Below are 14,943 nucleotides of genomic sequence, written 5' to 3'. Positions count from 1 at the left end.
AAAAGATGAAAAAGAATATTGTTATTAGTATTTTCCTTTTGCCAATAGTTCTTTTGGCTGCAGATTATTCCATTTTTGGTCTCGATGGGAAAAAAATTGGAAATGAGGATTGTTTAGAAAAAACAGAATGTGTTTCTTCTGCTCGATCGAAATATTCAAAAGCAATCGTTATTGTTGGTGATTCGCAAAAAAGTTTTTCATCAAAAACTTTGTCTCGATCAACACAAAACGATGACTCCTTTAAAATATCCCTACGGGATTCTATTTCGTGGGTCGAAGTAGAGAAAAATACGATGGTTTCGTTATGTGTAGATGATGCAAATGGTGGTCGTTGGTTTATTTACGATTTATCGTATAGTTCTCCGAATGATTCTTGTGTGTTATTTGATTCTGGCAAGTTTGTTAAGTCTTCGCAGATTCGTTATGTTTCAAAAACAGGAAAAAAACAGATTGTGAATATTCTTGTTGGGATGAGACGAATCGATTTGTCCAAATCTATGCATGAAATCGGTTTTTATGGCAAGGAATATTCTTTGAAGAAGAATGTTATATATACTGATGAACGAAAAAATATGAATAATAGAGAGTATCCAGATCCAGTAAGGGATACGTCTATAAAAGAAATTCTTGCTGTTGATAAATATTTGGTAACGAATTGTGAAATAATTTACGGGTTATGGGATTCAATACCAAGTTATTCCCGTGCTAAAGATAAAATTCCTTTAGAGTATCATAATTATTGGATTGGGAAAAAGAAGAACATGCAAAAAAATGGAATTTGCGATACGCATGATTCAGCGGCAGTTAGAGTATATTTGTATGATGCTTTGGTTTATGCTAATGCTCGTAGTATTCGTGATGGATTAAAGCCTGTATATAAATTAAAAAAAATAAAACAAAAAAAATATTTACCTAAGTTGTATAAAGATGGTAGTTTTGATGTTGCTACAACAAGTTTTTTCGAAACATACGAAAACTCAGATGAAGGGTGGATTCGTGTTGAAATAGATGATAATGCTGATGGTTATCGTCTTCCTTACTATAATGAATGGATGACTTTGGCTAAAGCTGGAAATAAAAAGTCAAAGTATATTTGGGGAAATAGTGAAAATTCTACTTTGGCCTCTGAATATGCGTGGTTTGGCGAAGGTGTTATGATTTCTGAAAAGTACGGTGTCTATGATCAAGAGTCTCGCCCAGTTGGAATGAAGAAGCCAAATGATTATGGACTTTATGATATGATGGGCCTTGTGTGTGAAAATGTAATGTTGCCGGGAAAGAGTATTTTTGGAAACGAAATAACTTCTTGTAAGGGTGGTTTTTTATATGATTCCTTGCAGGCTTTGAATTTTGGTGCCCATGCTAATAATTATGTTGGTGGCTATGGTAAGTATCAAGGTTTAAGGCTTGTCCGCCTATTAAAATAGACGCTTGATTAGAAAAGTTTTTCCCTCAGTTATTGCTGAGGGATTATGTTATTTCGTAAGTAATAGTATATTTGGAAAGTCCTATTATTAGGAGATGGAGTTGAATGAAATTTAGGAAAAATACATGCATATTTTTAGTGTCTCTTTTGTATTGGGCTTGTACTGAATCTGGTATTGATGCTGAAGAACGAAATCCTTCTGTTAAAGGTTATTTTTTTATCACTCCTAATGTCCATCAATTAAGTGATTCTCTTGATGAACGGATTACGAAAGAGGGGGTGAGAACGCGAATTACATCTGGCGGTAGATACTCCCTTGTTGCTTATAGTGATTCTGTTGATGTTGAACCAGTGCTTTTCGTTGATAGCATTGAATGCTGCGAAACGGGATGCTCTGGTCATCGAGAGGGGAATCGTTTCTTATTTGAATTTTCGTGTGAATTAAATGAACCTGCTCATGCTATTTTGCATTTAAAAGATGTGGGTGGAAATTTTTTGGATTATTCTTTTTATAATGTGAGTTTGGTTGGTGTGGGTGATTATTCAGATCATTTATCATTGAATTTGATTGTTGCAGGAGCTTTTGATAGCACCGCAGATGGTAAATCAGTTGATAGTCTTGCAAGGGCTATTGGACAATCTATTCATAATTATTTTGATATTCAAGTAGATACGGTTTATATTTCTTATGCGTATGAACATCCTTCTGTGGGGTATATGTTTACGAAGGATTCAGTTATGTATGTAGGCTCATCGCGTATTATAGATTCATTAAGTGAACCATGGGGTGAGTCTGGAAAAGATGGTGCGTTTGATATAGTTTTAGTCGATTATATAGATAGTGTTAGAGCGGGATATGCTTATAGATTTTTTTACCAAAGCTCTTTGAATTTGGATGTGTCGGTTGTTGCTTTTCGTGGTTCAGATGGCCTTGCTCGTGGTTCAAAAACTATTCAAAATGTGTCGGTGCATGAAATTGGCCATGTTTTGGGGCTGTCTCATACGACGCTGACTATGAAAGAGCTGTTGGCGTGGGGCGATTATTCAGTTTATGAAGATGGTTTAGAAGATACGCCCTATTGTCAGAAATATGTAGATAAATATAAAGATAGTTTGAAATTAAAAGGCTTAGGAAAGCGTTGTTTTGATATTGAAGATCCTTTGGATTGGGCTTTGTTGGATAGTACTTATAAAACAGATTCGTTAGTAGTTCTTTGGACTGGTTGTCCTGATTATTTCAACATTATGTATCCTTATGAAGGCGGTGAATATGATTATTTAGAATCTTCCCCGATGCAGCGCGAAATTTTCAAAAAAAACCTGACGCTTATTCCGCATTGATTCCGTTTTCGCTTGAAAAACTTTTTATTTGATATATCTGTAATTTTCTTAATTTTTTTTATATTTAGTACAAATGTTTTTAATGAGTATAAATGAAGCTCTTATTCTATTTTAGTTTGCTTTTTACTTTACTTTTTGTGGCTTGCGATGATGAATCTAGCAATCCATTTGTTGCGAATGAAAATTCGTCATCCTTGATCCCAATTGGGGCTCTTTCTAGCAGTAGCAATGGAAATCCCGGCTCAATGGTCGGAGGGACAAGTAGCAGCCTTATGGATTCCGCTGTTTCTTCGAGTTCATCAAAAGATAAATTGTCTTCTTCTGTTGTTAAAAGCAGTAGTTCACTTCGGATGAGTTCTGCAAGTTTATCTTCTGGCAGTAATCGCAAAGCTTCTATCAGTTCTTCGAGCGTCCAGAATGAGAAATCATCTTCATCAGAAAAGAATGATGCGGTGACAGGAACCATGACGGATGAACGTGACGGGCAGACTTACAAGATTGTGAAAATTGGACACTTGTGGTGGTTTGCACAAAATCTCAATTACGAAACAGTGGATAGTCACTGCTATAACGATTCTGCTGAGTATTGTGCGAAATATGGACGGCTTTATAAATGGGCGGCTGCTGTTGGCAAGTCGGAAGATGAGTGCGGATATAGACATGAATGTAATCTTACGTTACCGGTGCAGGGGGCTTGCCCGCCGGGATGGCGTGTTCCGTCAAATTACGATTGGAACGATTTGATTGTTGCTGCTGGTGGCGATGAGATTGCAGGCGAAGTGTTGAGAGAATCGAAAGAAGGCGGTTTTGCATTGCTTTATGCGGGGCGAATAAATTTTGCTGGTGAATTTGTTCAAGAAGGACGGAGTGCATGTATTTGGACTTCTAGCGAGACTGACGAATATGACGCATATTATGCGGACTTTTACTATTCTTATAGCAAAGTGATTTTCCCTAATGATGCCGAAAAGTATGATGGCTATTCCGTTCGCTGCGTAAAGGGAGAACTATAGGAAAAATTTTAAATTATATTCATAAATGAACGATTAAAAAGGAGGAGAGAAATGAATTTTTTGAGGATTGCGGCGACGTTAGGATGTCTTCTTTGTGTTGCTTGTTCGGACAGCGGAAAGTCAAATCCGTCAAGCAGTGTGGTGAACGATGCGGATAAATCCAATATAGTGTATTCCTACGTGAAGGTGAAAAATTATAATAGCGGGCCTTATGCTGTTGATACGTTTACGATTGCGTCGAGATATTTCAATTGCGATATTCAAGACTCGAATTTTGAATGCCGGTACATTGATTTTTGTCATGAAAAGCGCAATGAAAAATTTCCTATCGATGCGGATACGGTTCGTTTGAATTATGGTGAAAATCGGGTATCGAATTTTTCGTTCGAAGTTGAAGTTCCTAAAATTGATATGGTCGCATTGCGAAAATTTTTTGCAGAGCTTCGTTTGCCTCCATGTGCTGTGTTGAAGGATTCCGTCTTTTCGAATTACTCGTTCGAGGCGAAAGGCTTGCCTGAAAACATATCTTTGATGAGTGAAAAAATTGAAGGCTTTGATTGGATTTCAAAACATACAATGGATTCGATAAACGCTTCGTCGGAGAATAGCGTGGCTTTAATTCGTGCGGATAGATGCGCGGAGGAACGGTTCCCGCCTGATTCTATAAAGTTGTTTGCAAAATGTGAAGCGAGAAGTTCATGTAAAATGCCGGTTGTATATACTGCATCTGTGAAAGAGAATCCACCTAAGGTATGTTATACAAAGATTGATAAAAAAACAGGAATCGAAGAAGATGTTGGAACCGTCGATGGTTACTTGAAAATGACCAAAGATGTTTTGATGGGTGGGTACTATACTCTTGTGAATACTCGAACGGAACCGTTTGTTTCTGATACAACGGTCAATTGGACGTTGATTTACGTTGATCAATATGGTCGCAGGGATTCTCTAGCGATGACGACCGTATTAAAAAAATAATCTATTCCGCTCTTTTACGCGGCACGAGCGTCATTCCGTTGCTACGGTAGTATTGAATGTCCGTAAGGACTTGGCCCACCCAGTAATGCTTTTGCGGGTCCTTGCGCCAGTTCTCGAATTTGTTGCGATGCTCTGTGTCGGGGTAGAATTGTGCGACCGCGTCGGCGAGCGTGGGTGATGTCGCGAGAACTTTTTTGAGGCGGCGGGCGCCTATATCAATTTGTTCTAAGCCCTTTCCTGTATCGAGCGCTAAGAGTCCTGACGTGTTGTTTTTGCCCTGATAGTTCATCTGGAATCCGGAAGTGTGATGGATGATGGACATGAGAACGGCAGGATCCGTGCGTTCGCGGAGGCATGCTTCAAGCACAGGCAAGTTGCAAAGGTGTTCGCTGTCCCAGCGCTTTCCGTTGTATGTGATTTTCAGCGTGTGGTCCGTGTCTTCGGAAATGATTTCGATATCGTAGCGGATGCCGAGATCGCGTTGTAGCGCTTTTGTGAGGCGGATGCCTCTGTTCTTGAATTTCTTGTAGCCGATCATCTTTATCTGTAACGTGTCCTTGATGGATTCGAGAATCGGCGTTGTCGGGCGCGTGACGACGAGATTGTAATTATTGATAACGGTGGGGAGTATGTAGGCGAGTTCTGCGGCCGCGCTGTCGAGGTTGCAGTTCATGTCGATAATGAGCTCGCCTTGGTCGCAAAGCTTTTGAATCGCGGACGTGGTGTACTTCTGGTATTCGAGCTTTTCATCAATTGTTGGGCGCGGGGATTCTTCGGGGTGCGTCGCATATGCGGTTGTGATGGCCGCAATCCCCAAGGCACAAACGATGATGGTGAGTTTGACCTTGATGCTCCTCCAGAGAATGCGGATAACTGCACGACCTTTTTTAGTCATGCAGATGCATAGTAGCCAAATGAAGGCGATACCCGCCCAGAGGAGAATTAAGTTCACGCCCTCAATATACGTTATTTTTCGGCATTAGAAGGCTGTGTTGCCTGTGCCTGCGGTTTCACTTGCGGCTTGCCGACTAGATTCGGGGTCTTGAGCATGTTGCTCGGTAACGTGGCGATGACTTCGCTTGCCTTCTTGATGGTCTTGATGATATTTGCAGTGTTGTCGAACTGTTCCTTGATATCGTTTTGAACGGCGTTGAACATCTGCGTAAAGCAGAAAAGGTCATCCTTGGACTCGTTGAATAATTTATATGTATTTCGCAATGCGACGAGGTTTGCCGTTTCGCGTTCCATGGATTCCTTGATTTCGGCATTAAGCGTGTCGCGGAGGACTTTCTTTTCGTCGATGATCTCGGGAGCGTTTTCTCTCAAGATGTATGTCGGGAGCGTTCCGAATTCTTCGAACTTGACGTTAGTGGAATTGGACTGGTTGACGGAGCTGCGCAGCCCGCTGGTGCGAACTTGCGGATCGATAGAAATGGTGCAGTTTGAAGTGCCGTGGTAATTACAGACAACACGTTTTTCGATTTGACGGAGCTCGTTGTACGGATTGAAGTTGATGTCTGTTTCGATGTACTTGAGTGGCGCGTAAAGCGGTACGGATTCGCCTGCGATCGTGATGCGGTAGGCGAGGCACTTTTCACCGTTGAACGGCTTGGTTTCGTAAAGGTTGTTAGAACTGTGGACGAGGTGGTTGACGCGCATGAGCAGGTTGTTGGCGTCATAAGGCGTTTCAAGGAGGCTCGGCGTGTTCTTGTATAATTGCTCTTTGAGAATTTGCTTGTAGCTTTCGGAAATGGCGGTGTTCGATGCGCTACGGCCCCAGATTGATGTTCCGAGGAAGAACGTGTCGATGAGCTTTGTCTCGGTGCGGCCGTTGAGGAAGGCGATAGCCTTGATCATGTTTGAAAGCGCAAGCCATCTGCGGATGGGAACGTAAACGCAGTTCTTTTCGCAGGTCTCTGCAACTTTGCCAATGACGGCAAGCGTGTTCGGGGAGAGCGTTACCTTGCTGAGTGCCTGAATCCATTCTGCCTGTTCTTCGGCGCTGATAGCAATTGACGGAGGCACGATGACATTACTGTCGGTGCCGTGAATTTGTAAGAGCTTGCAAAGGGCGTCCGAGGAGATGCTGTCAGGAAGCATGATGGTCAGCGTCACTTGATCGCTTACTTCGGACCTGCTCAGAGCCGATTCCGGTTTCTGGTCGCCAGAGATGATGATGGAATTCTTTTCGTGATCGTGGATGACAATCTGGAGATTGCTCTTGCTCAGTTCATCGTTTGGCGTGAAGTTGTCAAAGATGATCAGGTTAAAATCATTGATGTTGTCGGGGAGCTGTCTTTGCTTTTTTCCGAGCTTTAAAACACGGGCGTCTTTAAATGCGCTTGAAATTCTGCGGATAAAGAGGGAGCTTCCACAGCCGGGGCGGCCATAGAGGTAGAACGGTTCCTGAATCAGTGCGGTGAGGAAACCCAACTGCACATAGTATTCTCTTTCTGGAATGTCTTTGGTGATGATCTGAAGAAGTTCGGCAAAACGCTGACGCAAATTCATATTTTCTCTCCCTAGTTCTTGTGCTTAAAAATACAATAAAAAAGGGAAAAGTTACCGAAATTTTTACGAAGAATGTAATGTTAGGTGGGCCGAAACTTCAATTTCTTGGATGGCAATGTGGAGCTTGGGGTGTTCGAGGTTTGTTTGCGGTAGACGGCAGGCGTCTTTTTGTGAAATAATAATGTCGTTGCCGCAAGAAATTTCTTTTTGAACAACTTGTGCGAAATGTTTATCGTGGTCCGGGCGCGTAATGACTTTATTTATTTGTATGCCGGTGCTTGCCGCGAATGTACCGATATCGTCAATGAATCTTTTGGGGGAACCGAGACCGCAAATGAGGGTGGCGGATAATGGCTTGCCGGGAATGTAATTTGTTATGGATTTAATGTAAAAGCGAATATCGGGCGTTTGGGAATCTGCATCGAAGCAACGGATATGGGTGATTTTGCTTTCGTCGTGGTCTTGTTTGAGACTGCGAAACGGGCCGTTAGGCAAGAGACTTTTCCAGGATGTTGGCGGTTCTTGCCAGTTGAGGCAGATGTAACGCACGCCTGTAAAACGCGTATCTTCAAAGCCATCATCGCAGAGAATGATATCGCATTTGTCCTGAATTTCCTTGGCCGTCTTGTAGCGGTTCCTGGTTGCGAAAGCTTTTATTTGAGGATGCTCGCCTGATTGGAATTCCCGCTGCATCATGATAAATTCATCCCAGGCATCACTGTGGCAAAGAACGGCTACGCGTTTACCTTGTTCTAGAAAACGTTTGGCAAGCCAGATCGTAAAAGGAGTCTTGCCGGCGCCACCTGCTAAATAACTCCCGACGATAATGACGGGAGTCTGAATGGGCGGTTGTGGCCGCAAAAATATTTTATGGTGCAGCTTGTACGCAATCCGGTAGAATGCGGCTGCTGCAAGACGGAAAGGCTTCGTTGTGTATATCATTAGCAGTGCCTCGATGCATGTCGTGCCGGACTCCGTTCCTGCATCGCCTTTTCATAAGCTAGAAATTAATTAAAGGCAATTGCGTTTCTGTTGCAGATAAAGGTCCGCGAGTACAAGGGCTGCCATGCTTTCGACAATCACGGGAGCGCGGACGGCAACACAAGGATCGTGCCTTCCCTTGGCGGCAAGTTCACCATTCTCGTAACCGCGGCCGGCGGTCTTCTGCAACTGCGAAATTGTAGCGGTCGGCTTGAAGGCCATGCGGCAGTAGATCGGTTCCCCGTTGGAGATGCCGCCAAGGCTACCACCCGCGTTGTTTGTACGCGTGTGGTAGGTATTGCCTTCAACATAAATTTCATCGTTATGCTCGCTGCCGTGCATGCGTGCTGCGGCAAAGCCACTGCCAATTTCAAAACCCTTGCATGCCGGGATGGAAAGCATCGCCTGGGCGAGGAGCGCGTCAAGTCTGTCAAACACGGGCTCGCCGAGGGCGGCTGGGACGTTTTTCACGAGGAGTGCAACTGTTCCGCCAACGCTATCGCCTTTGGACTTCGCCTCCAGGATGGCCTGTTCCATCTTGGCACTGGCGGCAGCTTCTGGGCAGCGGACGGGGGATGCTTCGACCTGTTCAAGTGTGAGCTCGCTCACGTTGAGAGGCGGGCAATCAACTTCACCAACAGAAGAAACCCAAGAAAGAAATTCTGTACCGGCGACGGTCTTGAGGAAGGCCTTTGCGACGGCGCCTGCGGCGACGCGACCGATGGTCTCGCGGGCGGAGCTTCTGCCACCACCACGGTAATCACGGAACCCGTACTTGAGGTCGTAGCAGAGGTCTGCGTGTCCTGGTCTGTACCACTTGGCGATATCGGCGTAGTCCTTGCTATGCTGGTCTTCGTTAAATACAACGAACGAGATGGGCGTTCCCGTCGTTTTTCCTTCGAAAACGCCGGAAAGGATTTTCACCGTATCTTTTTCGTTACGGGGCGTCGTCAGTTTACCCTGACCCGGGCGCCTGCGATTCAGTTCTGCCTGAATCATTTCTTCGGTGATAGGGAGACCGGCGGGGCATCCGTCGAGGACGGCTCCGACAGCAGGACCATGGGATTCACCCCATGTAGTGACAGAAAAAATCTTTCCAAACGTGCTTGACATGTGACCAAATATAAATTCTGGACCAAAAAAACTTTTTTTTATGAAAAATTTTTGCTTACTTAGAAAAAGTTTACTATCTTTTACAATATCTAGAGGAGTCTATCGTGTCCAAGTTTGGAATTGTCATCACTTTTTTGATTCTTGTGCTTTCGCTTCATGTGCAAGCACAGTCTCAGAATAATTTTGCGGGCATTCCTTTTGGCTCCACTCGCGAAACCGTTATTGAAGAAATGATGAAAAAGGGCTATGAACCCTACGGTCAGACGGGTATTGGCGAACGCGTGGTGATTCCTGTTTATATGTTCGGTGAACTGCCTGTTCAGGTCGATTTCATTTTCAACAAGAACGACAAGTTCTACGCTTTTGAAATCCGTACAGGTCGTGTCGAACGTGCTCGTTTGAGCAAAACTTTTGAAGCTGTGGGCTATATGTCAGACCAGTTTACGCTTAAGTATGGCAAGGCTTCTGGCGCTCCGGCAATCAACGAAACCTCGAACCTCAAAGAAAATGTGCATAACCTTTACCAGGAATGGTTCTCGGTGAAAGCTCTCGACGCTTATACCGCGGTGATCCAAAAAGGTAACCGCTATTATGCTGTGGGTTCTGTAACGCACCGTCAGCTGGCTACGGAAAGCGAAAGCGCTAAGCGTGCCCGCGAAAAGGCTTCCGAAGCTCCGGCGTTCTAAATTTCCCATAAAAAAGCAAGAATGCTAAATCGACCCGAACGGGTCGTTTTTTTATGCTTTTATCATGCTTTTTTTAAAATTTTAATGGATATTTATAAAAAGTGCTTGTTTTGGCTTGACAATATTTGAAATAATTGTATATTTGTAATTGTTAAAAAAACAAGAACAAATTTAAAACGAATTTTTCATTTAATTCCGCATCGCGGAAAAGGAGAAGATATGAAGGTCTGGGTTTGCAAAGTTTGCGGTTATGTTCACATGGGTCCGGAAGCTCCGGATGAATGCCCGCAGTGCCATGCTCCGAAGAGCAAGTTCTTCGAAAAGGTGGAAACGCCTGCTGCAGGGAAGATTGTCTGGGCTGACGAACACAAGGTCGGTGTCGCTCAGGGCTTGGATGCCGAAGTGGTGCAGGGCCTCCGTGAAAATTTCGCGGGTGAATGTACCGAAGTGGGCATGTACCTTGCGATGAGCCGTCAGGCGGACCGCGAAGGATTCCCGGAAGTGGCTGAAGCTTACAAGCGCATCGCTTTCGAAGAAGCTGAACATGCTGCCAAGTTTGCAGAACTCTTGGGCGAAGTCGTCTATGCCGACACCAAGAAGAACCTGGAACTTCGCGTTGCTGCCGAAGCGGGAGCAACTGAGGGTAAGCTTGCTCTTGCAAAGCGCGCCAAGGAACTCGGTTACGATGCTATCCATGACACTGTTCATGAAATGTGTAAGGACGAGGCCCGTCACGGCTCTGCTTTCCAGGGCTTGCTCGGTCGCTACTTCAAGTAAGATTGGAGTGTGGTGCGGTTCCGGACGTCTCAGGGCGTGCGGGGCCGCTTTTTTATGGAATGTTTGAGGAAAGGGGGTGTGATATGCAAGAAACGGCAAACATACTCAAAGATCATGGCATTAGGCCGTCGCTACAGAGGGTCTTTGTCTATCGCTACCTGCGGAGTGTCAAGACGCACCCGACGGTCGATGAAATTTATATGGCGCTTTTGCCAGAACACCCGTCGCTTTCGCGCACGACGGTCTACAATACATTGGAACTGTTGCTCGAAAATGACTTGGCGATTTCGCTGGATTTTGGCGACGGCTTCTTGCGCTACGATGCGGACTGCTCTCCGCATAGCCATTTCAAGTGCAGAAAATGCGGCAAGGTCTATGATATCTTTGTGGCGCCGCCGGATTGTACACAAATGATTCCCCCGGGATTTACGTTGCAGGGGACTTCGCTCTATATGTTCGGACTGTGCGACAAGTGCGCGGTCGAAGATGGAGATGCCCGCTCAGAGGCGGGCATGACAGTCGAAAATTAATCTTTTAGTTTATCGAGGGCTTCGTTCGGCCCGATGATGAACAGCACGTCGTCTTCTTGCAAGATGACGTCTGCAATGTTACCGATTTTAGGCGTCGGCTCTTGCGGGTCGCGGATGGCGATAACCTGCACGCCGTATTTGTGCGTGAGCGACAAAGTCTTCAGTGTTTTACCGACAAAGTTCTTGGGGCAGACGATTTCTACGATGGAGTAGCCTTCCATGAACGGGAGGAAGTCGACCATGTTCGGACGGTTGAGGCGTTCGGCTAGGCTTATGGCGGCGTCGCGTTCCGGGTGGAAAATGTCTGTGACGCCAAGCTTTTCCAAGATGCTCGTGTGTTCGGCACTGCTCGACTTGGCTATGATGTGCTTGACCCCGAGTTCTTTCAAGTTCAGGATGGTGAGGAGGGAAGCTTCCAGGTTGCTGCCGATGCAGACGATGACGCTATCCGCTTTGGTCAGTGCCGGGATGGAGGCAAGCTGCTTTTTGCGGGTACTGTCGGCGACAACAGCTTGCGAGACCATGCTCGCGAAGTCCTGGACCTTTTCGGGATGAGAGTCGATGACCATGATGTCATGACCCAGCGACGTCAGGTGACGTGCAAGATAGTTTGCTGAATTTCCAAGACCGATAATAACGAATTGTCTAGAAGCCATGGTTTAAATATAGTATTAAGTTAACCCACCATTATGTCTTCTTCGGCGTACCAGGCGGTGTCCTGGAGCTTGCCTGCGACTGCCGAAATGAGGAACAGCGGGCCCATACGGCCAATGAACATCACGCAGCAGATGACGATTTTTCCGACCGTGGAGAGTTCTTCGGTGAGTCCCATCGAGAGTCCGCATGTGGCATACGCGCTCACGACTTCGAATAGGATCTTGAGGAACGGGGAGCTATTGGCGGGGTAGGCTGTGCCGGTAGGTATTTCGGTGCAGAGGAGGATGAGTGTCGCCGTTGCAATCACGACTATAGCGACAACGAAAATTCGAATGGCCTTATCGACGGTGTTGTTCGGGATGGTGCGACCCATGACCTGGGTCTTTTCTCTGCCGAGAAGCCTGTTTATGCCCAAAAGCCCGATGACCGCTGCGGTCGTAATCTTGATGCCGCCGCCACAGCTACCGGGGTTTGCGCCGATGAACATGATGATGATAAAGAAGAATAGCGATGCTTGCGTGAGGTCGGGAATGTTCACGGAGTTGAGCCCCGCGGTGCGGCTCGTGAATGCCATGAACAGTACGGATTGTGCGTTTTCGCCAAAGGTGTGGCCGCTAAAGAGGTTGTGCCATTCGGTGAGCGAGAAGACGAGAATGCTTGCGAGGATGACGATGATGGTGCCGTAAGTTGCGATTCGCGTGTGCAAGGAGACGCGGCGGATTTCCTTGTGGCTGAAGTCGAAAATGTAGCGGAGCTCCGCAATGGCCAAAAATCCGAAACCGCCTGCCAGCACGAGGATGCAGGTGGTGATATTCATGACGGGATTGTACTGGAAACCTTCGAGCGAGTTGGGGAACAACGTAAATCCAACACCGCAGAAGGAGCTGACGGCCTGGAATATCGAGCACAAGATGCGGTCGTACATTTCCATGGAATCGAATTGCGTGAAGTAGACGATGCCGCCAATGAATTCAAGGAAAAACGTAAAGGGAATCACGGCTCGGAGGATGCGGCCAGCGTCGATGTTTCCTTCCTGCGTGAATTCGGAGAAGAAGACGGACTGGTGGCTAAATCCGGGGTGCATGCCGGCAAGCAAGATAAGCGTCGTAGATGCGGTCATGATGCCGAGACCACCAAGCTGCATGAGGATGATGATGAACCAGTGCCCGGTGTCGGTAAACGTCGATGAGATATCGACGATGGAAAGCCCGGTGACGCAGACGGCAGACATGGACGTGAAGAACGCTTCGATAAAATCTATGGGACGGGTTGTCGATACGGATAGACTTAAAAGCCCGGTGCCAATGGCGATAAGCAAAAGGTAGGCGAGAACCACCAGCATGATCGGGTTTGCCTGGGTCCTTGTCTTGAATATGTTCTCGGAGAGTGAATCCGTGAGCATCTGGTACTTTGAACGTAGCATAAAAGCGAATTTAGTAAAGTTGAGGGGTGGTTACCTGCAAAACAATAAAAGACCTCGCTTTCGCAAGGTCCTTTGAGGAGGAAACTATTTTGAGGATTATTCCTGAACGCAGCGGACGCTGAAGCGCTTAGTCTTGGAGTCAACCTGGAAGAACAATCTTTCTTCGCCTTCCTTGTCCTTGACGTATTCGGTAGATTTTTCCACGATAATGAGAGCTGCGCTTGTACCGCCGTTTTCGTCGAATTTCTTGTCGCCGGATTCCGGGGTGCCAGAGGTCCAGTGGAAGCCCATGTCGCCCAGGAAGTTGCAGTCGCCATCCTTGCAGCGTCCGCTATAGCTCCAAGGCATGGCTTCGCTGTTGATGGCCGCTTGGGCTTCTTCGCGATTCGGAAGGCGCCAGCCGCTGGGGCATGCCTTCTGGGCGGCGTTGTATGTATAGAGTCGACCGTTTGTCGTGCAGTTGGCGTCGGATTCGTTGTAGCATTCGCTGTTGGCGACGGAGTAATTCATATCCTGGGCCATCCAGAGCTTTGAGCCAACTTGAATAAGGGTGTAGGTCTGGTTGTCGCGCGTGTCGGTCATGGAAAGACCTTGGACAACAGGCGTCTTCTCTTCAGGATTGTCGATGGTGATACCGCCAGCGCTAGAGGACGACTTTGCGACCGGAGCCGACTTGGAAGAGGAAGAAGGCGGTTTGACCGTGCTTTCGCAACCCTTAGTCCAGCAGAACACCGGATCGCTTACGATATCCGGATACTTGATGCTTGAACCGGAGACGGTGATGATTTCCTTCTTGATAGTCGTGTCTTTCTTGTCGATAATTACTGTGTTGGAAGAGTAACGTATCTGTTGGGCGCTGGAAGACTGGCCTACATAAACGGAAGACGAGGAGTAGTTGTACGAGGTATCGGGCGCCATTGGAGCTGGCGCATCTTCGGAACAACCAAAAAACAGGGCTGTAAAGCCGATAAGGCCGAAAGAAAGTAGTGTTTTCTTCATGATTTACAAATATAGTTTACAAAAAGACATTGTTGTAGCAAAAACTTTTTTACTATCTTTGGGATCACTATGAGCAATGTTGAAATTTTCGACACCACCTTCGCCATGACGATCCTCGTGATCATGGCTCTCTGCATCCCTACAATCCTTCTTGTGGCCAACTGGGTCTTGCATCCGGGTAAGCTCAAGCAGACTATTATTAAGGGTTCTGCTTACGAATGCGGTCTGGCTCACGTTTCCGGTACGGCCAACGAACGCTATCCGGTGAAGTACTACATGGTGGCCATGCTCTTCTTGGTGTTCGACCTTGAAGTCGCCTTTATCTACCCCTGGACGATCCAGTTCCTCGCTGGTGGCTGGGAACTCTTGTTCATCCTCCTCGGATTCCTCCTGATCCTCGAAGCCGGTTACATCTACCTCCTCAAGAAGGGTGTCCTGGACTGGAACAGCGTTAAGGACTAATCTTTTTAACTGTTGATTATTCTATCTCAAAATGGCGGATGCAGAC

At 46.2% G+C, this 14,943-nt stretch carries 15 protein-coding genes; 8 read left to right on the top strand and 7 right to left on the bottom strand.

The genetic code is table 11. The annotated features are described in order from the left end of the window. Nucleotides 1-5 precede the first annotated feature (5 nt). The 4 genes from B7991_RS11825 (at nucleotide 6) to B7991_RS11810 (ending at nucleotide 4,758) form a co-directional block, all read left to right on the top strand. Nucleotides 6-1,427, top strand: coding sequence for an SUMF1/EgtB/PvdO family nonheme iron enzyme (locus B7991_RS11825; RefSeq protein ID WP_088631012.1), 1,422 nt, complete (start codon nucleotides 6-8; stop codon nucleotides 1,425-1,427). Nucleotides 1,428-1,531: 104 nt separating this feature from the next. Then, nucleotides 1,532-2,767, top strand: a complete 1,236-nt coding sequence (locus tag B7991_RS11820) for a hypothetical protein (RefSeq protein ID WP_088631011.1) — start codon at nucleotides 1,532-1,534, stop codon at nucleotides 2,765-2,767. Between the two features lie 92 nt (nucleotides 2,768-2,859). After that, a complete protein-coding gene (locus B7991_RS11815) occupies nucleotides 2,860-3,780 on the top strand; it encodes a fibrobacter succinogenes major paralogous domain-containing protein (RefSeq protein ID WP_141099875.1) in 921 nt (306 codons plus the stop codon). Nucleotides 3,781-3,840: 60 nt separating this feature from the next. Next, nucleotides 3,841-4,758, top strand: coding sequence for a hypothetical protein (locus tag B7991_RS11810; protein WP_217898062.1), 918 nt, complete (start codon nucleotides 3,841-3,843; stop codon nucleotides 4,756-4,758). Nucleotide 4,759: 1 nt separating this feature from the next. Here B7991_RS11810 and B7991_RS11805 read toward each other — a convergent pair whose 3' ends face one another. From B7991_RS11805 to aroC, 4 genes are all read right to left on the bottom strand, one after another. Next, nucleotides 4,760-5,710, bottom strand: a complete 951-nt coding sequence (locus tag B7991_RS11805) for a hypothetical protein (protein ID WP_088631008.1) — start codon at nucleotides 5,708-5,710, stop codon at nucleotides 4,760-4,762. Between the two features lie 14 nt (nucleotides 5,711-5,724). After that, on the bottom strand, nucleotides 5,725-7,269 hold the full coding sequence (locus tag B7991_RS11800) for a hypothetical protein (protein WP_088631007.1): 1,545 nt from the start codon (nucleotides 7,267-7,269) through the stop codon (nucleotides 5,725-5,727). Nucleotides 7,270-7,332: 63 nt separating this feature from the next. After that, a complete protein-coding gene (locus tag B7991_RS11795) occupies nucleotides 7,333-8,211 on the bottom strand; it encodes a tetraacyldisaccharide 4'-kinase (RefSeq protein WP_088631006.1) in 879 nt (292 codons plus the stop codon). A gap of 69 nt (nucleotides 8,212-8,280) precedes the next feature. Then, complete coding sequence (gene aroC / locus B7991_RS11790) at nucleotides 8,281-9,363, bottom strand: chorismate synthase (protein WP_088631005.1); 1,083 nt, start codon at nucleotides 9,361-9,363, stop codon at nucleotides 8,281-8,283. A gap of 104 nt (nucleotides 9,364-9,467) precedes the next feature. On the opposite strand from aroC, the gene B7991_RS11785 reads away from it, so the two are divergent. From B7991_RS11785 to B7991_RS11775, 3 genes are all read left to right on the top strand, one after another. Further along, nucleotides 9,468-10,049: a hypothetical protein gene (locus B7991_RS11785; RefSeq protein WP_088631004.1), complete on the top strand. Its 582-nt coding sequence runs from the start codon at nucleotides 9,468-9,470 to the stop codon at nucleotides 10,047-10,049. A 219-nt stretch (nucleotides 10,050-10,268) separates the two neighbouring features. Continuing rightward, complete coding sequence (locus tag B7991_RS11780) at nucleotides 10,269-10,826, top strand: NADH peroxidase (RefSeq protein ID WP_014546175.1); 558 nt, start codon at nucleotides 10,269-10,271, stop codon at nucleotides 10,824-10,826. Nucleotides 10,827-10,909: 83 nt separating this feature from the next. Then, the gene (locus B7991_RS11775) at nucleotides 10,910-11,356 is read left to right on the top strand and encodes a Fur family transcriptional regulator (RefSeq protein WP_088631003.1); all 447 of its coding nucleotides are present in this window, start codon (nucleotides 10,910-10,912) and stop codon (nucleotides 11,354-11,356) included. Here the strand turns inward: B7991_RS11775 and B7991_RS11770 are convergent. The 3 genes from B7991_RS11770 to B7991_RS11760 all read right to left on the bottom strand — a co-directional run bounded on the left by B7991_RS11770 (nucleotide 11,353) and on the right by B7991_RS11760 (nucleotide 14,435). Next, nucleotides 11,353-12,012 carry a TrkA family potassium uptake protein gene (locus tag B7991_RS11770; RefSeq protein WP_088631002.1) on the bottom strand — a complete coding sequence of 220 codons (660 nt, stop codon included), beginning with the start codon at nucleotides 12,010-12,012 and terminating at the stop codon, nucleotides 11,353-11,355. The genes B7991_RS11775 and B7991_RS11770 overlap by 4 nt on opposite strands. Before the next feature lie 20 nt (nucleotides 12,013-12,032). Further along, on the bottom strand, nucleotides 12,033-13,436 hold the full coding sequence (locus B7991_RS11765; protein ID WP_088631001.1) for a TrkH family potassium uptake protein: 1,404 nt from the start codon (nucleotides 13,434-13,436) through the stop codon (nucleotides 12,033-12,035). Between the two features lie 96 nt (nucleotides 13,437-13,532). Further along, entirely contained in the window at nucleotides 13,533-14,435 is a 903-nt protein-coding gene (locus B7991_RS11760) for an FISUMP domain-containing protein (RefSeq protein ID WP_088631000.1), read from the bottom strand. Between the two features lie 69 nt (nucleotides 14,436-14,504). Here B7991_RS11760 and B7991_RS11755 point away from each other — a divergent pair, with 69 nt between their 5' ends. Further along, nucleotides 14,505-14,897 (top strand): NADH-quinone oxidoreductase subunit A, encoded by a 393-nt coding sequence (locus B7991_RS11755; RefSeq protein ID WP_088630999.1) that lies wholly within the window; start codon nucleotides 14,505-14,507, stop codon nucleotides 14,895-14,897. Nucleotides 14,898-14,943 lie beyond the last annotated feature (46 nt).

The sequence above is a fragment of the Fibrobacter sp. UWB3 genome, assembly GCF_002210405.1.
In the GTDB taxonomy this organism is placed as follows: domain Bacteria; phylum Fibrobacterota; class Fibrobacteria; order Fibrobacterales; family Fibrobacteraceae; genus Fibrobacter.
This window is presented reverse-complemented; position numbering and strand designations above follow the sequence as displayed.